Annotated in this window: 19 protein-coding genes; 12 read left to right on the top strand and 7 right to left on the bottom strand. The window is 63.0% G+C overall.

Features of this window, described 5'->3' with window-relative positions; translation table 11 throughout:
- Nucleotides 1-115: 115 nt before the first annotated feature.
- The gene (gene typA / locus JQ575_RS24690) at nucleotides 116-1,942 is read right to left on the bottom strand and encodes a translational GTPase TypA (protein WP_212035746.1); all 1,827 of its coding nucleotides are present in this window, start codon (nucleotides 1,940-1,942) and stop codon (nucleotides 116-118) included.
- On the opposite strand from typA, the gene JQ575_RS24695 reads away from it, so the two are divergent.
- Entirely contained in the window at nucleotides 1,941-2,165 is a 225-nt protein-coding gene (locus JQ575_RS24695; protein WP_192739380.1) for a hypothetical protein, read from the top strand. The genes typA and JQ575_RS24695 overlap by 2 nt on opposite strands.
- Before the next feature lie 23 nt (nucleotides 2,166-2,188).
- Here JQ575_RS24695 and JQ575_RS24700 read toward each other — a convergent pair whose 3' ends face one another.
- On the bottom strand, nucleotides 2,189-2,944 hold the full coding sequence (locus JQ575_RS24700; RefSeq protein ID WP_212035747.1) for a Crp/Fnr family transcriptional regulator: 756 nt from the start codon (nucleotides 2,942-2,944) through the stop codon (nucleotides 2,189-2,191).
- A 202-nt stretch (nucleotides 2,945-3,146) separates the two neighbouring features.
- Here JQ575_RS24700 and JQ575_RS24705 point away from each other — a divergent pair, with 202 nt between their 5' ends.
- Nucleotides 3,147-3,515 (top strand): response regulator, encoded by a 369-nt coding sequence (locus JQ575_RS24705; RefSeq protein WP_212035748.1) that lies wholly within the window; start codon nucleotides 3,147-3,149, stop codon nucleotides 3,513-3,515.
- 60 nt (nucleotides 3,516-3,575) lie between these two features.
- Here the strand turns inward: JQ575_RS24705 and JQ575_RS24710 are convergent, their stop codons facing one another.
- Together JQ575_RS24710 and JQ575_RS24715 are read right to left on the bottom strand one after the other, a co-directional pair.
- On the bottom strand, nucleotides 3,576-5,126 hold the full coding sequence (locus JQ575_RS24710) for an alkaline phosphatase (RefSeq protein ID WP_212035749.1): 1,551 nt from the start codon (nucleotides 5,124-5,126) through the stop codon (nucleotides 3,576-3,578).
- Between the two features lie 151 nt (nucleotides 5,127-5,277).
- The gene (locus JQ575_RS24715) at nucleotides 5,278-6,705 is read right to left on the bottom strand and encodes a TAXI family TRAP transporter solute-binding subunit (RefSeq protein WP_212035750.1); all 1,428 of its coding nucleotides are present in this window, start codon (nucleotides 6,703-6,705) and stop codon (nucleotides 5,278-5,280) included.
- Nucleotides 6,706-6,932: 227 nt separating this feature from the next.
- Here JQ575_RS24715 and JQ575_RS24720 point away from each other — a divergent pair, with 227 nt between their 5' ends.
- Nucleotides 6,933-7,238 (top strand): 4a-hydroxytetrahydrobiopterin dehydratase, encoded by a 306-nt coding sequence (locus JQ575_RS24720; protein WP_212035751.1) that lies wholly within the window; start codon nucleotides 6,933-6,935, stop codon nucleotides 7,236-7,238.
- Nucleotides 7,239-7,336: 98 nt separating this feature from the next.
- Nucleotides 7,337-7,723 carry a YkvA family protein gene (locus tag JQ575_RS24725; protein ID WP_192739374.1) on the top strand — a complete coding sequence of 129 codons (387 nt, stop codon included), beginning with the start codon at nucleotides 7,337-7,339 and terminating at the stop codon, nucleotides 7,721-7,723.
- Nucleotides 7,724-7,785: 62 nt separating this feature from the next.
- Here the strand turns inward: JQ575_RS24725 and JQ575_RS24730 are convergent, their stop codons facing one another.
- Nucleotides 7,786-8,967, bottom strand: coding sequence for a TAXI family TRAP transporter solute-binding subunit (locus JQ575_RS24730; protein WP_212035752.1), 1,182 nt, complete (start codon nucleotides 8,965-8,967; stop codon nucleotides 7,786-7,788).
- Nucleotides 8,968-9,052: 85 nt separating this feature from the next.
- On the bottom strand, nucleotides 9,053-9,841 hold the full coding sequence (locus tag JQ575_RS24735) for a hypothetical protein (RefSeq protein WP_212035753.1): 789 nt from the start codon (nucleotides 9,839-9,841) through the stop codon (nucleotides 9,053-9,055).
- A gap of 157 nt (nucleotides 9,842-9,998) precedes the next feature.
- Here JQ575_RS24735 and JQ575_RS24740 point away from each other — a divergent pair, with 157 nt between their 5' ends.
- The gene (locus JQ575_RS24740) at nucleotides 9,999-10,355 is read left to right on the top strand and encodes a hypothetical protein (RefSeq protein ID WP_212035754.1); all 357 of its coding nucleotides are present in this window, start codon (nucleotides 9,999-10,001) and stop codon (nucleotides 10,353-10,355) included.
- Nucleotides 10,356-10,382: 27 nt separating this feature from the next.
- On the opposite strand, the gene JQ575_RS24745 is transcribed toward JQ575_RS24740, so the two are convergent.
- On the bottom strand, nucleotides 10,383-11,357 hold the full coding sequence (locus JQ575_RS24745) for an NADPH:quinone oxidoreductase family protein (protein ID WP_212035755.1): 975 nt from the start codon (nucleotides 11,355-11,357) through the stop codon (nucleotides 10,383-10,385).
- A 188-nt stretch (nucleotides 11,358-11,545) separates the two neighbouring features.
- Here JQ575_RS24745 and JQ575_RS24750 point away from each other — a divergent pair, with 188 nt between their 5' ends.
- The 7 genes from JQ575_RS24750 to JQ575_RS24780 all read left to right on the top strand — a co-directional run bounded on the left by JQ575_RS24750 (nucleotide 11,546) and on the right by JQ575_RS24780 (nucleotide 19,372).
- A complete protein-coding gene (locus JQ575_RS24750; protein ID WP_212035756.1) occupies nucleotides 11,546-12,385 on the top strand; it encodes an SDR family oxidoreductase in 840 nt (279 codons plus the stop codon).
- A 162-nt stretch (nucleotides 12,386-12,547) separates the two neighbouring features.
- Nucleotides 12,548-13,186, top strand: coding sequence for an invasion associated locus B family protein (locus JQ575_RS24755; protein WP_409364813.1), 639 nt, complete (start codon nucleotides 12,548-12,550; stop codon nucleotides 13,184-13,186).
- Between the two features lie 161 nt (nucleotides 13,187-13,347).
- Nucleotides 13,348-14,565: a 23S rRNA (adenine(2503)-C(2))-methyltransferase RlmN gene (rlmN, locus tag JQ575_RS24760; protein ID WP_212035758.1), complete on the top strand. Its 1,218-nt coding sequence runs from the start codon at nucleotides 13,348-13,350 to the stop codon at nucleotides 14,563-14,565.
- Nucleotides 14,566-14,715: 150 nt separating this feature from the next.
- Nucleotides 14,716-15,207: a hypothetical protein gene (locus tag JQ575_RS24765; protein WP_212035759.1), complete on the top strand. Its 492-nt coding sequence runs from the start codon at nucleotides 14,716-14,718 to the stop codon at nucleotides 15,205-15,207.
- A 39-nt stretch (nucleotides 15,208-15,246) separates the two neighbouring features.
- Nucleotides 15,247-16,002 carry a phosphatase PAP2 family protein gene (locus JQ575_RS24770; protein ID WP_212035760.1) on the top strand — a complete coding sequence of 252 codons (756 nt, stop codon included), beginning with the start codon at nucleotides 15,247-15,249 and terminating at the stop codon, nucleotides 16,000-16,002.
- A 118-nt stretch (nucleotides 16,003-16,120) separates the two neighbouring features.
- Complete coding sequence (gene argG, locus JQ575_RS24775; RefSeq protein ID WP_212035761.1) at nucleotides 16,121-17,458, top strand: argininosuccinate synthase; 1,338 nt, start codon at nucleotides 16,121-16,123, stop codon at nucleotides 17,456-17,458.
- 150 nt (nucleotides 17,459-17,608) lie between these two features.
- A complete protein-coding gene (locus tag JQ575_RS24780; RefSeq protein ID WP_409364817.1) occupies nucleotides 17,609-19,372 on the top strand; it encodes an alkaline phosphatase in 1,764 nt (587 codons plus the stop codon).
- Nucleotides 19,373-19,511: the final 139 nt, after the last annotated feature.

A 19,511-nucleotide genomic window follows, 5' to 3' on the forward strand; every position in this document is an offset into this window, starting at 1 on the left:
TCCGGAGAAGTGGACACCGGTTCGCGTGAAGAAAACGCGTCAAAACAAGAAATCTAGAGCCCCGTTCCGATTCCATCGGAACGGAAAACGCTCCAGCCGCTTGCGCGGGCGGTGCTTACGCCACCGCCTCCTTGGCTTTTTCCGCGCGCTTGCGGTCGTTGGCGTCGAGGAACTTCTTGCGCAGGCGGATCGACTTCGGGGTCACTTCCACGAGCTCGTCGTCCTCGATATAGGCCAGCGCCTTTTCCAGCGTCATGCGGATCGGCGGGGTCAGGCGCACCGCTTCATCCTTCGAGGTGGTGCGGATGTTGGTGAGCTGCTTGCCCTTGAGCACGTTGATCTCGAGGTCGTTGTCGCGGGTGTGCTCGCCGACGATCATGCCCTTGTAGACCTTCCAGCCCGGCTCGATCATCATCGGGCCGCGGTCTTCCAGCTTGAACATCGCGTAAGCCACCGCTTCGCCCTGGTCGTTGGAGATCAGGACGCCGTTGCGGCGGCCCTGGATGTCGCCCTTGTAGTTGGCATAGCCATGGAACAGGCGGTTCATGATCGCGGTGCCGCGGGTGTCGGTGAGCAGTTCACCCTGGTAGCCGATCAGGCCACGGGTCGGCGCGTAGAACACCAGCCGCAGGCGGTTGCCGCCGGACGGACGCATCTCGATCATCTCGGACTTGCGCTCGCTCATCTTCTGCACGACGACGCCGGAATGCTCCTCGTCGACGTCGATCACGACTTCCTCGATCGGCTCCTGCCATTCGCCGGTGATTTCGTCCTTCTTCAGCACCACGCGGGGGCGCGACACCGAGAGTTCAAAGCCTTCGCGGCGCATGGTCTCGATCAGGATCGCGAGCTGCAATTCGCCGCGGCCGGAAACTTCCATCGCATCCTTGTCGGTGGCTTCCACCACGCGCAGCGCGACATTGCCCTCGGCTTCGCGCAGCAGGCGGTCGCGGATCATGCGGCTGGTCACCTTGTCGCCTTCGGTGCCGGCGAGCGGTGAGTTGTTGACGATGAACGACATCGACACGGTCGGCGGATCGATCGGCTGCGCCACCAGCGGGGTTTCAACAGACGGATCGCAGAAAGTGTCGGCGACGGTGCCCTTGGTGAGGCCGGCGATGGCGACGATGTCGCCCGCTTCGGCTTCCTCGAGCGGCGTCCGCTCGATGCCGCGGAAGGCGAGGATCTTGGTGATACGCCCGCTTTCGATCTGCTTGCCGTCAGCGCCGAGCACCTTCACGGCCTGGTTCGGCTTGATCGAGCCCGAGGTGATGCGGCCGGTGATGATGCGGCCGAGATAGGGGTTGGCTTCGAGGATGGTGCCGATCATCCGGAACGGGCCTTCTTCGACCGTCGGCGGCGCGACATGGCGCAGGATCAGGTCGAACAGCGGCTGCATGCCGGCTTCGTGCGAGGCTTCCGGGCTGTCGCCCATCCAGCCCTGCTTGGCTGATCCATAAAGAATCGGGAAGTCGAGCTGCTCTTCGGAGGCGTCGAGTGCGGCGAACAGGTCGAACACTTCGTTGATGACTTCGGTCGGCCGCGCGTCGGGACGGTCGACCTTGTTGATGACGACGATCGGCTTCAGGCCGACTTTGAGCGCCTTGGAGACCACGAACTTGGTCTGCGGCAGCGGGCCCTCGGCGGCGTCGACCAGCACCAGCGCGCCGTCCACCATGTTCAGGATGCGCTCGACCTCGCCGCCGAAATCGGCGTGGCCGGGGGTGTCGACGATGTTGATGCGGGTGTCTTTCCACTGCACCGAGGCGGCCTTGGCCAGAATGGTGATGCCGCGCTCGCGCTCCAGGTCGTTGGAATCCATCGCGCGTTCGACCACGCGCTGGTTGTCACGGTAAGTACCGGATTGCTGCAGCAGCTTGTCGACCAGCGTGGTTTTGCCGTGGTCGACGTGGGCGATGATGGCGACGTTACGAAGGTTCATGGCTCTTCTTCTGGTCGTGCAATGGCTGGAGCGCGATCTCGCCGGAAAACCGGGACCCACTTTTCCGGATCGTGCTCAAAACCTGAAATGCGAAAGGGGCAATGGCCTCGACCTTGGCCCCAAAAAGGAAGCCCGGCCAAAAGGACCGGGCACACCTTACGCGTTGCGGCGCAATATAGTCAGAAAACGCCAAAAAACAATGATTTGTTTGGCATTTGGTTAGCTGATTTTCGGGCAATAGCCGGCCTAATTGCCCTTTTCGGGGTCCGGATAGACCCCCCGCAAAACCTCCTCGAAATGGCCCTTCACCGCCTCATTGCAGAGGCAGGACCGGATTCGCAGCGCATCGGCGTTGCGGACCAGGATCGAGCCGCGGCGGGTCTCCACAATGCCCTCGGCCTTGAAGGTCTGGATCACCCGGCTGGTGTAGCTGCGGCCGACCCCGAGCAGGGTCGCCAACTGCTCATGGGTCAGCGGCACGATTTCGTCGCCGTCGGTGCGTTCCATCGCCGCCATGATCCATTTTGCCGTGCGCTGTTCGATCGAATGGATCGCGTTGCAGGCCGTGGACTGGAATATTTGTGCCAGCATGCAGTCGGCATAGCGGGCGAAGATGTTGCTGAGCGTCGCTGATTGCTTCTTGGCGACGTCCAGCTTCGAGACCGGGAGCCGCACGAACGGCCCGGCGAATTTGACCATGATGCGCGTATAGGCCGGCAGGAAGCCCTGGCTGACGATGCCGCCGACCGCGCCTTCGCGGCCGATCAGAATGGTCTCGACATCGCGGCCATCCTCGTTGGGGACCAGGTAGGAGACGAGGCTCGGGCCGCAGGGGAAGTGGACGATTTCAACGTTGTCGCCGGGGCTGTAGAGCACATCGCCGGCGCTGGCATCGACCTCGGCCAGATGCGACGCCACCAGCGCGAAATCGGCATTGTTCAGGCGGCGCAGCAGATTGTTGAACGGCCGTACGCCGGCCGGCTCCTCGCGTCGCGCCTGCATCCAAGGTTCCTCTGTTCCTCGGGCGCACAATAACGAATCTGTGCGCGTTTTTATGTGCACTAGTGAACAGACAGCATAACGACGGTGTGGTGGTTTCAGTTCCGGAACCGATGGCCGCGCTTCAAGGCGTCGTCGGGCCTCCTTCCGGGGCTTCGGCCCGGCAACCGGACAAAAAACAGTGAACCTGGGACTGACGCGTACAATGCAACCCGTCGCCGACGGCATGCCCAATGACGTCCTGATCGTCGAGGACGACCCGATCATCGCGCTCGATTTCGAGGACACGATTCTCGGCTTTGGGGTGAAAACGGTTCGTACGGCCCAAAGCGTGGCCAAAGCGCTCGCCATGATCGCCGAACGGCCGCCCGATTTTGCGCTGCTCGACGTCAGCCTCGTCCGTGAAAAGAGCTTTGCGATTGCCGAACGGCTGGACGCGCTGAAAATTCCCTATGCCTTCGTCACCGGTTATGGCGCCGAAGTGAGGCTTCCGGCAGCTTTCGCAAACACGCCGCGGCTGGCGAAGCCCTATTCGACCGAGGCGTTGCTCGCGCTGCTGAACGTCAGTCGCTGAGACGCCAACCAGCGCGTCTGATCTGTCGGCGGCGGATGCGTTCCCTTCCGCTCGAAAACGCTACGTACGCTTCGGATCGAGCGTCGTCGACCAGAGTGCGACGTCGGCGCGATCGCGCAAGGTTACGATCATCTGTCCGGTGGCCCCGTCGATCTTGACGTGGCCGAAGAACTGCATGCCGGCCGACGGCGGCAGGTTCTGCTTGTCCGGCCCCGGCGCCTTGATGAACTTCACCTCGGGCCCAAACGTGTTGTCGAGTTCGTTCGGCCCGAACGTGCCGGCATGCAGCGGGCCGGCGACGAACTCCCAGAACGGATCGAAATCCTGGAATTGGGCTTTGTCGGGGTTGTAGTAATGCGCGGCGGCGTAGTGCACGTCAGCCGTCAGCCACACCGTGTTGACGACGCCTGATGTCTTGATGAAGCGCAGGATATCGGCAATCTCGAGTTCACGCCCGCGCGGCGGGCCGTCTCCTTGCGCGAACGCCTCGGAGCCCTTTTTATTGGCGGCATCGTCATAGACGATGATGCTGAGCGGCATGTCGGAGGCGATCACCTTCCAGGTCGCGCGCGAGTTCAGCAGTCCGCGCTTCAGCCAGGCGAGTTGATCCGGTCCGAGGAAATAGCTTTCGGGGCCGTAGCTGTCTTGCAGGTTGGGACCATTGGGGCCGCGATAGGTGCGCTCGTCCAGCATGAATACGTCAAGATGCGGGCCGTAATGGAGCGTTCGATAGAGCCGGCCAGGCTCCACAATGCTTTCCCGCATCGGATACATCTCGTGGAACGCACGGCCGGCCCGGGCGGCGAGCAGGCTGATGTCGCGCACCTTGTAGGTCGGAGGGAGCTGTTTCGACAGCGACCAGTTGTTGGTGACCTCGTGGTCGTCCCATTGCACGAAGATCGGCACCTCGGCGTTGAAGGCGCGGACATGCTCGTCCATGAAATTGTATTTATGGGCAGCACGGAACTCGTCGAGCGTCTCGGCCACCTTGGCCTTTTCTTCGATGGTGACGTTCTTCCACACTTTGCCGTCGGGAAGCTTCACCTCGGATTTGATCGGGCCGTCGGCATAGACGGTGTCGCCGGAATGCAGCAGGAAGTCCGGGCGGTGCTTGCGCATGGTGGCGAAGGTGAACATGCCGCCGTCGTCGGGGTTGATGCCCCAGCCCTGTCCCGCGACATCGCCGCCCCAGACGAAGCTGACGTCGCGGCGATCGGCCGGCGCGGTGCGGAAGCGGCCGACAACGGCCTCGCTCGCGATGTCGATATGCGACAGATCGCGAAACCGCACGCGGTAAAAGATCTCCTGTCCCGCGGGCAGGTTTTCCAGCAGCATTTTTGCAGTGAAATCGCTTTCGGGGAGGGCTGCGATCGGCGGCAGCGCCCGCGCATTGGCAAACGACTCCGTGGTCGCGACCTCGACCATCATCTGCGAGGGACGGTCGGCGCGCGCCCAGACCACGCCGCCATCGGCGCCGACGTCGCCGGATTGCACGCCATGGCTGATGACCGGCCGGTCGCCGGCGCGGCTGAGATAGGGCATAGCGATGACGCCCAAGCCCGCTGCGGTGGTGGAGGAGAGAAACTTTCGGCGGGAAATTCTAGCGGTCATGCGACCCTCGGTGTGCGTCTGAATAACGCGTATCGAGGACTTCGTCATTTCAGGTTCGATGCTTCGCATCGGCCCGAAATCACGGAATCCTCTCGTCGCGTGAGCTGGCTTTAGAAAAATTCCATGACGGCCGAATTACAGGAATGCCGGTTCAGGCGCCGGCGGCCCGGAACTGCGCGCTGGCCCGTTGCAGGTTCTGCGGCATGCTCATCAAGAGCGTCTTACGGTCGGCGACCGCGTTGTGGAACTGCTCGAGCGCGATGTTGAAGGTGGTCAACGCGCCATCCTCGACGGCGCCGTGCTCGAAACACTCCAGCATATGGCGCAGGATGCCGTCGGCCTCCGTCTGCATCTGGTCGAGCTCTTCAATTGAGTCGCAGTTGCGTGCCGCGGCGAGCAAATCGAGCAGCCGGTCGCGCTGCGAATTGCTGGCAATGCGCTCGTCCTTCTTCAGGTAGCCCGCGAACCAGGCGCCGGCCGAGCCCATCGCCGAGAGCCCCATCAGGCCCCACCAGATGAAATCGCTGTAGCGTTCGAAGAAGGTTTTTTCCTCGCCATCGACAAAGGCGGCCGCGCCGGGATGCACCGGGATATTGGCATCCTTGTCGGTGTCCGGCGTCTCGATCTTGGCGGCGAGCGGAAAATCGTTCTTCAGCGTTTGCCGGATCGCAAACAGCTGCCGGGTAAAGATCGCGATGGTGGAGTCGGATACGCCCTTCCGCGCCACGATGTGATGCGAGAAGCTGATGGTCTTGACTTCCTCCTCCGGCTTGGCCGGCGCGCCGCCAAAGGTCCCGGCGGGAATCTCGGAAGACTCGTAGGCCGGATGGTTTTGCGCGATCGCTTCCGCCGAATCGATCGCCAGGAAGGTCGGCGTGCCGCCGTCGCGCATCGAAGCCGCGATCGCATCGGATGTGATCTTGCTGTTGAGCGGGCCCGCCGCGAGATAGACGTCCGCCTTCTGGTTGCGGATGGCCTCGACGGCCTCAGTGACCGGAAACTGGACGATCTCGACCTTCGCCGGATCGAGGCCGTATTGCTCCAGGATCACCTTGAGCAAATTGACATTGGCCTCGGTGCGGCCGACGACGCCGACGCGATGTCCGGCGAGCTGCGTGATTTTGGTGATCGCGGGCGCGGCCTTCTTGCCCTTGGCCTTGGCTTTACTTGCGGGCGGTACCCAGAGCACCACGACGTTCTTGCGCAGCGTCGCCACGGCCTGCGCGTTCTTGGGCACGTCGAGGTCGCCCCGGATGATGGCGAGATCGGCCTTGCCGTCGCCGAGCAGCTTGGCGCTCGCCTGCGCGCTGTCGGTCTGTGTCGGACGTAGCCGAATTGGACCGTGCGGCTGGTTGTTGAGGGCTTGCGTCAGCGCCTGAACCACCTTGAGGTCGTCGCTGTTGGCCGGGCCGACCGCGATCCGCAACGTCACCGGGCGCGTCGCAATGTGATAGCCGGCCGCCGCCACGCCGATGATCGCCAGAACGCCGGCCAGCATCACGAATGCCAGCCGCCGTCGCGCCGAACGGGGCGAGGGGGGAGGCAGTGCTGCTTCGGCGGGATGAGGGCCGTCGGTCATCAATTCCTGAACAATCGTTTGAGGTTCGATCTTCGGTTGCCAACGTGCTTACACCGGGCATTCTAGCAAATTCCTCGCCGGACCGTGGTGACATCTCCGTCATGGTTACCGGCACCCGAGCGGCCATTGGACGCGCCTTTGTCCTCTTTGCGGCCTTATTTTGGGCGGGGATCCAAGGGTGCCTGCGGGTGTTAGGGTAAGGCTACTCAAAAAACGTGGAGGCGATCATGGCGGAACGGCTGTCGGCGGAAGCGAGAACGGCGTCGCTTGCGGAACTTTCGGGGTGGTCCGAGGTATCCGGCCGCGAGGCAATTGCCCGGACGTTCATCTTCAAGGACTTCAACGAAGCCTTCGGCTTCATGTCCCGCGTGGCGCTGGTGGCGGAGAAGAACGACCATCATCCGGAGTGGAAGAACGTCTACAAGACGGTGGAAGTGGTGCTGGCGACCCATGACGCCGGCGGCGTCACCAAGTCGGATATCCAGCTTGCCAAGGCCATGAACGGGATCGCAAGGCAGCTTGGTGTCGCCTGAAGCTTGGGGCAGCGATCTTGCGGCGGCGGCCGGACATCCCCAATTCCTAGGCAGCCAGCCGCGGCGATCCGCCGCGCCGGTCTTGAGGGAGCGCCGTCATGGCAACGTCCGAACACAGCGTGGGTTTTGAACCGGCCGATCGGCTGGCGCAGGACCGCGAAAGCGTGCGCCGGCGCTTCTGGAGCAAGCTGAAGCGGGTGGTGGCGAAGCTTCCCTTCGCCGAGGACCTGCTCGCCGCCTATTATTGTGCGTTCGACAAGCAGACGCCGCGCCATGTGCAGGCGGCGCTGCTCGGCGCCATCGCCTATTTCGTCCTGCCGTTCGATTTCGTTTCCGACGTGCTGCCGGTGCTCGGCTTCACCGACGACGCCGCTGTCCTGGCCACCGCCATCCGCATGGTTTCCAGCTATATCACGTCGGAGCACCGCGACGCCGCGCGGGCTGCGCTGAAGCGAGGCGTCGGGAAGGACGACGACGCGGAATAGTCCCGCGTCGACGTCCGCCGCCGGGCATCGCTTGCGGCGATCCCGATGGCGTCTGAGGTTTCCTACTTCTGCGATCCGGAGCGAACTTGCGCGCGCGCGTTGCGCTCGGTTTCCCAAGCCTGGAACTGCTTGAACAGCGTCTCGCGGTCGGCATCGGTCTTGATGTTCGCCGCGGTAGTTGGGCTCTGCTTCAGGAATTCATCGAACCGGGTACGCGCGACCGCTTCGACGTTGTGGGATTTGAGCCATTGCTCGGCGACCGGCAGCCGTTGCCAATCGGGCAGCGGCGCCGACAGCGAGACTTCCCTCCACTTCGGATGGAAGGGCGGGTTCTGGAACGTCGGGAATTTTGTGAAGAACGCATCCACGAACTGCGACAGCTTGCGATAGCGCTCGGTGTTCGGCGCCCAATTATACGCCGCGAGCACCGCTGGCACCGCGATGGTGTCGACGCGATCGTCGCCCGAAATCAGGTTGGGATAGTCCTTCGACGACAGGCTGGCGGGCAGATAATCCTTCTGCAGCGGCTTCTCGTAATTCACCGTCACCAGATGGAAGCGGTCGTCCTTGAACGTGCTGACGGACTTGTACGGTTTGCCGCCGCAGACGATCACGGCGTCGATCTCGCCGGCCTTCAATTTCTCCAGCGCGATGCGTTGCTCGACATAGACCACCTTCGGCTTCATCCCGAGCCGTTCGAACACGGTCAGCGCAGTGACGAACGTGCCGCCATTGGGAAGGTCGACGCTGACGGTCTTGCCTTCGAGGTCCCTCAAGCTGCGGACCGATTTCGACGCGATCACGTGCATCTCTTCATTGTAGAGCTTGGTCACGTAGGTGAACTGCTTCTTGATATCCTTCGCAAAGCCCTTGCGTTCGAGATAATCGAGCGTGTCGGAGCGGACGATACCGAGATCGACACCCTGCAGGAACAGGATGTCCGCCACGCTCTGCACGGAACCGCGCCCGACGATGGGCAGTACGCGCAACTTGTTGCCATCGTCGAGCACGGAAGCAAGGTCGGCACCGAACTGCACATAGGTGCCGCCGATCGTCCCCGACATCAGCGTGACCGTGTTCGAGTTCAGGCTCTGCTTGGTGGCGACAGAACCGAACTGGAAAATAGCCTTCAGGCTCTCGCTGACCTTGGCCGGGTCGTACTCGGTTTGCTGGGTTTGGGCCTGGGCCGTTAGGCCGCAAGCCATCATGATGGCAAATACGGCCATTCCAAACAGTCGTCGCATTTGTTGTTTCCCTGCGTGATATCAGATGTCGCGTGATGCGCGGTCGTAAGTGATGCGTGCCGGTGATGACCGGTTCTGAAGCTGACTAGTTTTGGACCTGACTGAGACGCCGCTTGGCGTCGGCCGAGCCGAGCTGGGCGGCCTTCTGGTACCAAAGTCGCGCCATCGCCGGATCGGGCGTGATGCTGCGCGTGTCCTGCTTGCCCAGCACCTGCGGATCATAGGTCCCCGCCAGCATCAGCGCGGCGTCGGCTTCCTGCGCGTCCGCCGCACGCTCGAGCAGCAACCGGGCGGAGGTAATGTCGCCGATCGCGAGCAGGCCCTTCGCCCGCTTCAACAGGACAGCCAGTTCTTCCGGATCGATGCGCCGTGCCGCTGGTGCAGGTTCGGGGGCCGTCGGCTCGATCGCCACAACCTTGGTCTTGATGGCGCTCTGGTAGGCCGCGGTGATTTCGTCGCGTGACGGTGAAGCGGATGCCAGCGCAACGGGCTGCTGTGCGGTTGCCGCTTCCGGCGTTGCCGGCGGTGCTTCGGGACCAGCAGGCTGTGCCGCGATGCGCGGTGCCGGCGGCGCGGCGTCCTGTTGTGCCGCGCCTGACGGGGCGGGCGCTGCGCTGGCCAACGACGCCTTGGCGTTGACGATGACCGCGCGTGTCGAATCGAAGGAAAGCAGCGCGAGAACGGCGGCCACGATGGACAACGCAAGCGCACCGGTCACGATGCGCGATGCGCGCGCTCTTCGTTTCTTGCCGCCTGCGAAGGAGTATTCGGGCGGTTCTTGATAGAAGGGCAGATCCTGATAGCGCTCTTCCGGTTGATAGCGCTCATCCTGCCGATGGCGCGCATCCTGCTGGCTGGCAAGAAAAAGCGGCACCGGGTCGTCTGCCAGATGATCTTGTCGAACCAACGGGTCGGGCTTGCGTGCTTCCGACCGCAGAAATTGATGCGTCGCATACAATCCGGGATTATCGATCGCTTCGCCTAATCTTGCGAACGGATCTCCAGATTGAACCTGCCTTGTACTCTCCACCATGGCGATGCTTCCCCGCTACCAAAACGCAACGACGGGAGGCCGGCATCTTTTTCTTGTTGTTATTGGTGTCCGGGAACCCGTTTACTGGGCGGTCTATTCGCATGCCGAATGGGATGAAAAAACGACGCCGGCCCGCTCGAATCGGGAGACATTTTGTTCTGATTGCGGCGAGCTGACGCAATTCAGAGATTTAAAATTGCATATCGTTAACGCACAACCGCCTCGGATGAAGGCATTTTCAGCATCCTACGCCGAGCAAGGCGCATGCGCGCCAATTGCCAAAACGGGCCGCGTTGCGCGCGGCCCGTTCGATGTTTTGCCGAACGATGATCGTTCAAAACAGAAGAGACGTTGAATGAAGCGCGACCTTTGTCGCGCAGCATCACGGATGCAGAATCACCTTGCCCATCGCCTTGCGGCCGGCGAGCACTTTCAGCGCTTCGGCGGTTTGCGCCAGCGGGAAGGTGCGGTCGACATGCGAGGAGATCTTGCCTTCCGCGGTCCACTTCACGAGCTTCTCCAGATTGGCGCGGTTCTTCTTAGGGTTGAGCCGGGCCCAGGCGCCCCAGAACACGCCGCGGATATCGCAGCCCTTGAGCAACGCCAGATTGAGCGGCATTTTCGGAATGTCGCCGGCGGCGAATCCGATCACCAGGAAGCGGCCTTCCCATGCGATCGAGCGTAGCGAGGCCTCGGCGTAGGTGCCGCCGACCGGATCGAAGATGATGTCGACGCCCTTGCCGCCGGTGAGGCGCCGCAAGCCCTCCTTGAGATCTTCCTTGCTGTAGTTCAGGCCAAGCTCGGCGCCGTGCGCTTTCGCAAATTCGAGTTTTTCATCCGACGAGGCGCAGGCGATCACCTTCAGGCCCATCAGCTTGCCGAGCTCGCAGGCGGCGAGGCCAGTGCCGCCGGCGGCGCCGAGCACGGCCATGGTTTCGCCGGGCTTGAGGCTGGCGCGATCTTCCAGCGCATGCAGCGCGGTGCCGTAGATGATGAAGATGCCGGCGGCGCGATCGAAGTCCAGATTGTCCGGAATCTTCACGATCGAGTTGGCCGGCAGCGCGATCTTTTCGCGCGCGCCATTGTGGCCGCAGGAGGCTGCCACGCGGTCGCCGACCTTCAGATCGGTGACGCCGCTGCCGACGCTCTCGATCACGCCCGCGACTTCGGCGGCCGGCGAGAACGGGAACGGCGGCTTGATCTGGTACTTGCCCTGGATCATCAGGATGTCGAAGAAATTCAGCGCCGCGGATTTGATCGCGATCACAGCCTCGCCCGGGCCGGCGACGGGATCGGGCACATCGGCCAGCACGAGGTCGTCAGGCTGGCAATATTGCGAGCAGAGAATGGCTTTCATGGACACACCTGATTTTCGGACGCACAAGGAAAGGCTGAATGCTTCTTGCCGGATTTGAGGACGGGCTACAATCCGATTCGGATGGTCAAGCAGACTGTCATTCCGGGGCGCGCAAAAAGCACGAACCCCAGATGTGCAATTGCACATCGAGGAATCGTGACGGATGAAACGGGGAAGGGATTCAAACGATGTTTGAAAAAGGCCTGCTGGCGGGAAAGCGCATTCTGGTCACCGGTGGCGGCTCCGGGCTTGGCGCCGCGATGGGGCGGCGCTTTATCGAGCTCGGGGCGGAACTCATCATCTGTGGCCGGCGGCTCGAATTGCTGGAGGCCACGGCAACCCAGATGCGCAATGAGCTCGGTGGCAAGGTTTCCGTGACGCGCTGTGATATCCGCGACGGCGCGGCGGTCGATGCGATGATGGATCAGGTCTGGCGCGAGGCGCCGATCGACGTGCTGGTCAACAATGCCGCCGCGACTTTCCTCGCGCAGACCGAACATCTGTCGTTCCGCGCGGCGGATGCGATATTGGGGCCGACGCTGCATGGCACGATGTATTGCACGCTCGCGGCCGGCAAGCGCTGGATCGAGGGCCGTCATAGCGGCGTGGTGCTGAGCATCCTCTCGACCTCGACCATCACCGGCCGCGCCTTCACGGTGCCGTCGGCAATGGCGAAGTCCGCCATCCTGGCGATGACCAAGAGTCTGGCGGTCGAGTGGGGGCCGAAGGGCGTTCGCACGGTCGCGATCGCGCCCGGTGCCTTTCCAACGCCGGGTGCATCTGGCCAGCTTCGCCCCGAGGGCCGCGACGAGGGCTGGGCGCACCGCAATCCGCTCGGCCGCGCCGGCGAGCACAGCGAGCTCGCCAATTTGGCGAGCTTCCTGATTTCCGACCAGGCCGGCTACATCAATGGCGAGATGGTGGTGCAGGATGGCGGCTCGCATTTGCGCAGTTCCGGCGCCGAAGACCTGCTGCAATGGACCGACGCGCAGTGGCAAAAGCAGCGCGAAGGCCGTACCAAAGGCTAACTCCGCGAGAGGCGCGCGATACCTCCAACATGACCGTGGATACAGCGGCCGGATAGCTCGTAAGTACCTTCCCAAAAAGGCGTTTCCCGGTTATCCATAGTTGACGGCCCGACCCGTCGCCGGGCCATCTTCCAGTCACAATGATGAGGGAACCAGTTGTCCGTGCGGCAGATACTGACATCCCTTGTTCTGAGTGCGTTGCTGTGCGGGGCTTCCAACCTTGCGCAGGCGCAGAGTGCTGCGCCGAAGGGCGCCAAAGACGCGGCCAAGCCAGCGGCAGCGGAAAAGCCCGCGGCGGCTGCCAAGTCTGCCGCCAAGCCTGAGTCGGCGGCAGCAGCCGCGGCCGGTGGCGCGGAGCCGACCCTGATCGGCCAGTTCGGAACCTGGGGCGCCTACACGGCGACGCCGAACGGCAAGAAGGTGTGCTTTGCACTGGCCAAGCCATCGTCGTCGAAGACCAATCCGCCCAACCGTCCGCGCGATCCGGCCTATGCCTTCGTCTCGACGCGCCCGGCGGAAAAAGTCATCAACGAAGTCTCGGTCATGATCGGCTACGCGCTGAAGCCGGGCTCGGAATCCTCGCTCGAGGTCGGCGGCGCGTCGTATGCGATGTACACGCAGGGCGACGGCCTCTGGATCAAGAACGCCGCCGAGGAAGAGCGGATGGTCGATGCCATGCGCAAGGCCGCCGACGTCACCGTCAAGGGTGTCTCGGCCAAGGGCACCGAGACCACCGACACCTTCTCGCTGAAGGGGCTGTCGCAGGCGCTCGACAAATTGGCGCAGGATTGCCGGCGTTAGGCGGTTTTAGCCGAAAATGACGTTGTTTGTGCGCCCCGGAAGGCCTATTTGAGTGCTACCTGTAGGGTGGGCAAAGGCGCATGGCGCCGTGCCCACCATTAACGCTTGCGGTGGGCACGCTTCGCTTTGCCCGCCCTACGTATCCCAAGAACAGAAACACGATGACCGTCGCTTCAATCGAGAGCAGTTCCTCGGCTCAGGTTCCCCTCGAAAAGATTCCGCTCGAAACCTATGTGCCGCCCGCAAAACCGTCGCTGATCGGCCTCTCTCGTGCGGAAATCGCCGACCGGCTCGGCGAGATCGGCGTGCTGCCCGCACAGCGCAAGATGCGCACCCAGCAGCTCTGGCACTGGATGTATGTCCGCGGCGCCAAAGATTTTGATGCGATGACCAGCATCTCCAAGGAAATGCGCGCGCAACTGGTGCAGCATTTTACCGTCGATCGTCCGGAAGTGGTCGCCGAGCAGATTTCCAACGACGGCACCCGCAAATGGCTGCTCCGGCTGCCGAGCGGCAATGCCCTCGAGAAGGCGCATGAAGTCGAGTGCGTCTATATCCCCGAAACCGATCGCGGCACGCTGTGCGTTTCCTCGCAGGTCGGCTGCACGCTGACCTGTTCGTTCTGTCACACCGGGACGCAGCGGCTGGTGCGCAATCTCACCGCCGGTGAGATCGTCGGCCAGATCATGGTGGCGCGCGACCGGCTCAACGACTGGGCCGATCGCGAGACCCCGACCGGCAGCCGCCTCGTCACCAATGTGGTGATGATGGGGATGGGCGAGCCCTTGTACAATTTCGACGCGGTGCGCGACGCGCTGCTGATCGCATCAGACAATGAAGGCATCGGCATTTCCCGCCGCCGCATCACGCTGTCGACCTCGGGCGTGGTGCCGAACATCGTCCGCGCCGGCGACGAGATGGGCGTCATGCTGGCGATCTCGCTGCATGCGGTGCGCGACGAATTGCGCAACGAGTTGGTGCCGCTCAACCGCAAATACCCGATTGCCGAATTGCTGCAGGCCTGCCGCGATTATCCGGGCTCGTCCAACGCGCGCCGCATTACCTTCGAATATGTGATGCTCAAGGGCGTCAACGATTCCATGGACGACGCTAAGCTCTTGGTAAAAATGCTCAAGGGCATTCCGGCCAAGATCAATCTCATTCCGTTCAACCCGTGGCCGGGCACCAAATACGAATGCTCGGACTGGGACCAGATCGAAAAATTCTCCGAGTATATTTTCAACGCCGGCTATTCCTCGCCGGTGCGCACGCCGCGCGGCCGCGACATCCTCGCCGCCTGCGGCCAGTTGAAATCGGAAACCGAAAAATTGTCCGCGCGCGAGCGTCAGGCGTTGCGCGCGATGGCGATGACGGATTGACTAGGGTGCAATTGATGTCTCGTCCGTCATTGCCTGCGACAAACGCGAAGCGTTTGCGCAAGGGAGCGCGAGCGACGAAGACAATCCATGTCTCAGCAAGCGGAGAGATGGATTGCTTCGCTTCGCTCGCAATGACGGTGGGCTAATCTAATGGCGCTGATCGGCCGCTTCTTCGTCATCCTGTTCGGATTCCTGTTCGCCTGCCTGGCGGCGGGGATGATCGTGGTCGGCGCGGTGCTGTATCCCGAGTTCAGCGATCTTGGCGCAGGGCCGATCGATCAGGGCGCGATCAATGTCGTGCTCGGGTTCGGATTCATCTTCATCTCGGGTTTTGCGCTGCTGCCGGCGCTGATCGTGGTTCTGATCACGGAGGCGTTTTATGTCCGGGGCGTGCTGACCTATGCGATCGGCGGCGCGCTGGTCGGGTGCGCCTGCTATCTCGGTCTGGTCCCGTTCGATCCCGAAACGATGCGCTTTGACGGCATTGTCCGCCGCCATCTCGAAATCATGACCGGGGCGGGTATCGTCGCGGGCCTGGTCTACTGGATGATCGCGGGCCGGACCGCGGGTGCATGGCGCGAACCGCCAAAACCCTTGCGGCCGCCACCGCCGCTGCCGGCGCATTCGCGGCCGCATCCGTGAGCCTTTTCAAGGCCCATCCCCTCGGCTAAACACCGCGCCATGAACCGGACCGGACTTTTCATCGCGCTGGGGCTGGCGCTCGTCATCGGACTGCTGTTCGGGATTTTCCCCGAACTCGATCTCAAGCTGGCGGCGTTGTTCTACGATCCCGCGACCCATTCGTTTCCGCTGAAGCAGAGCTGGATCGCCGTCATCGCCCGCGACGCCGCGATGTGGATCGCGTGGGCGCTCGCATTGCCGTCGCTCGCGGCCATCGTGGTGAAGATGGTGCGTCCGGATTTGCCGATGTTCATTCGCGCGCGTACCGCCGTATTCCTGCTGAGCACCATTTTGCTATCTGCGGTCGTTCTCACCAACCTCACCTTCAAGAGCTATTGGGGCCGGCCGCGGCCGGTGGTGGTGACGCAGTTCAATGGGCCGCAGGAGTTCGTGCCGTATTGGGATCCGCGCGGCACGTGCGGACGCAACTGCTCGTTCTTCTCCGGCGAGGGCGCCACCGCGTTCTGGGCTTACGCGCCCGCGGCGCTGACGCCGCCGGCGTGGCGGCCCTTGGCCTATGTGGCGGCGACCCTGTTCGGGATCACCACCTCTGTGCTGCGGATGGCGTTTGGCGGGCATTTTTTCACCGATGTGGCGGCCGCCGGCCTGGTGAGCTTTCTGGTGATCTGGCTGGCCCATGGCTGGCTGTACCGCTGGCCGGCGACCCGGGTCTCGGATGCGGCCGTCGAGGCCGCGCTGGCACGCCTGGCCCGGCCCTGGAACCGTCTGACCAAGGGCTCGCGCCAGCCGGGCTGAGCCATCCCGGCCTGCCTCTGCCTCGTGCTATTAAAGGCGTGCCGACAAGCGCAAAGTTTGATATTCGCGCACCCAAAGCCGCAAACGACATCCACCATTTCGACCGATTGGAAGCACGATGAGCACGATCCTGAAGAGCCTGCCCAAAGGGGAAAAAGTCGGCATCGCTTTTTCTGGTGGCCTCGACACCTCGGCGGCGCTGGTGTGGATGAAGCAAAAGGGCGCCCGCGTCTTTGCCTATACCGCCAACCTCGCCCAGCCTGATGAGGCCGACTACGAGGAAATTCCGCGCAAGGCGCTCGAATTCGGCGCCGAAAAAGCCCGCCTGGTGGATTGCCGCACGCAACTGGTGCACGAAGGCATCGCCGCCATCCAGTCCGGCGCCTTCCACGTCTCGACCGGCGGCAACACCTATTTCAACACCACGCCGCTGGGTCGCGCGGTAACCGGCACGATGCTGGTTGCGGCGATGAAGGAGGACGGCGTCAACATCTGGGGCGACGGCTCCACCTACAAAGGCAATGATATCGAGCGGTTCTATCGCTACGGCCTTTTGACCAATCCAAGTTTGCGGATTTACAAGCCCTGGCTCGACCAGCAGTTCATCGACGAGCTCGGCGGGCGCGCGGAAATGTCAGCGTTCATGACCGCCAACGGCTTTGCCTACAAGATGAGCGCCGAAAAGGCCTACTCGACCGACAGCAACATTTTGGGCGCCACCCACGAGGCCAAGGATCTCGAGAGCCTCGACAGCGGCATCAAGATCGTCAATCCGATCATGGGCGTGCCGTTCTGGCGCGACGACTGTGCCGTCAAGGCCGAAAAGGTCGTCGTGCGTTTTGCGGAGGGCCAGCCCGTCGCGCTGAACGGCCAGACCTTCGCCGATCCGCTGGCGCTGTTCCTCGAAGCCAACGCCATCGGCGGCCGGCACGGTCTCGGCATGAGCGACCAGATCGAGAACCGGATCATCGAGGCCAAGAGCCGCGGCATCTATGAGGCGCCCGGCATGGCGCTGCTGCACATCGCCTATGAGCGCCTGGTCACCGGCATCCACAACGAAGACACCATCGAGCAATACCGGATCAGCGGCATGCGCCTTGGCCGGTTGCTCTATCAGGGGCGGTGGTTCGATTCGCAGGCCCTGATGCTGCGCGAAACCGCCCAGCGCTGGGTGGCGCGCGCCGTCACCGGCGAGGTCACGCTCGAGCTGCGCCGCGGCAACGACTACTCGCTGCTCAACACCGAAAGCCCGAACCTGACCTATCAGCCGGAGCGGCTGAGCATGGAGAAGGTGGAAGATGCGGTGTTCACGCCGGCGGACCGTATCGGCCAGCTGACCATGCGCAACCTCGACATCACCGATACCCGCGCCAAGCTGAAGCTTTATTCGGACACGGGCCTGCTATCGAGCGGGGACGGTTCCGAGATCTTCAAGCTCGGTAACGACAAGAGCTGAATCCGCGGGGCCGGATTTTTCGGCGCCTCGGCACCGCTGCGCGCGGCCGTTACATAGATGTCATCCGGGGCGGATAGATGTTGGCCGCTTTCACTTCTTGCAGAGCCGCGGCTGTCGCTGCCCTGCAGGCAAGCACGCGCGGAGCCCCAGATTTTGATCAAGCCAGTCACCGTCATCACCCTCGCCGCCCTGCTCTCGGCATCGCCGGTTGTTGCCCAAACAGTCTATCCGATCGACCGCGCCGAAATTCTCTCCGGCGCGCGGTTCGACTTCAAGGTTGAATTCCCTGATCGGGTCGACCCGGCGAAACTGAAGGTAACGGTCAACGGCCAGGACCATGCCGCCGTGTTCGGCCGGGCCGCAACGTTTATCGAGCGTGAGGACGGCAGGGACCAATCCGCGCTGATGCTTCGCGATGTCGAGCTGGCAAAGCCCGGCCCGGTCGTTGTCGAGGTCAGTGACGGCACGACGAGCCGCAAGGTGACGTGGACGGTCTACGGCACCGGGCCGCGCAAGGCGAAGAACGTGATCCTGTTCATCGGCGACGGGATGTCGCCCGCCCATCGCGTCGGGGCGCGGCTACTTTCCAAGGGCATTGCGGAGGGCAAGAGCCTCGGCAAGCTTGCGATGGACGACATGCCGCATACGGCGCTGGTGGCGACCGCCGGCTCGGATTCGATCATCACCGATTCGGCAAACTCGGCGAGCGCCTATTCCACCGGCCACAAGAGCGCGGTCAACGCGATGGGCGTCTATGCGGACCGCACCAGAGACGCGTTCGACGATCCCAAGGTCGAAACCATCACGAGCCTTGCCCAGCGCCGGCTCAAGATGAGCATCGGCATCGTGACCACCACCGAAGTCGAGGACGCCACGCCTGCGGCGATGGTGGCGCATACGCGGCGCCGGGCTGCCTATGACGAGATTGTCGAGCAGCTTTTTGTGGCAAGGCCCGACGTGTTGCTGGGCGGCGGCAGCGCGAACTTCCTGCCGAAGTCGGCGGCCGGATCCAAGCGCAAGGACGAGGTCGATTATATCGCCCGGTTCCGCGAGGCCGGCTATGCCCTGGCGACGACCGCCGGCGAGCTCAATGCGCTGGCGGCCAAACTCGATACGCGCCAGTTGCTCGGGCTGTTCGCCACGGGAAATATGGACGGGGCGCTGGATCGCAAATTCCTCAAGGGCGGCGGCGTCAAGAAATTTCCCGAGCAGCCCGACCTGACCGAGCAGCTCCAGGCCGCGCTGAACGTGCTGTCGAAAAACGAGGCCGGCTTCTTCCTGATGGTGGAATCCGGATTGATCGACAAATACGCGCATGCCCTCGACTTCGACCGCGCCGTCTACGACACCATCATGCTCGACAATGCAGTGCGTCTCGCCCGCGACTGGGCGAGCAAGCGCGGCGACGACACCCTGATTCTGGTGACGCCGGACCATAACCACCCCAACGCACTGGTCGGCACCATCAATCACGACATGAGCACGACGTCGGAAGCGCCGATGCGCGAGCGCGTCGGCGTCTACGACAAGGCCGGCTTCCCGAATTACCCGGCGCCCGATGCCGACGGCTATCCCTCGCGCGTCGACGTCAGCCGGCGGCTCGCCATCTTCTCGGCCAGCCTGCCCGACCATTACGAGACCTTTCGCCCCAAACTCGACGGCCCGAACGACCCGACCATGAAGGGAGACGATGACGGAACCTTCAAGGCCAACGACAAGTACAAGGGTGTTCCCGGCGCCGTGCTGCGGCCCGGCAATCTGCCGGCGATGATGAACGCCAGCGTGCATTCCGGCGAAGACGTCATCCTGACCGCGACCGGACCCGGCAGCGAACGGGTCAAGGGCTCGATGGACAATACGGAAGTCTTCCGCGTGATGGTCGACGCGCTGGGGCTCGCCGCGGCGAAACCGTAGTAGAACTCTCATCGTCGTCCCTGCGAACGCAGGGACCCATACCGCGTGATCTGCCGATAGGGCAGCGTGGGAGATGTTCTTTTCTCACAACAAAATCCTGTGGCTATGGCTCCCTGCGTTCGCAGGGACGCCGGGTTGG

Origin of the sequence: Bradyrhizobium sp. JYMT SZCCT0428 (genome assembly GCF_018131075.1) — a bacterium.
Classification (GTDB): domain Bacteria; phylum Pseudomonadota; class Alphaproteobacteria; order Rhizobiales; family Xanthobacteraceae; genus Bradyrhizobium.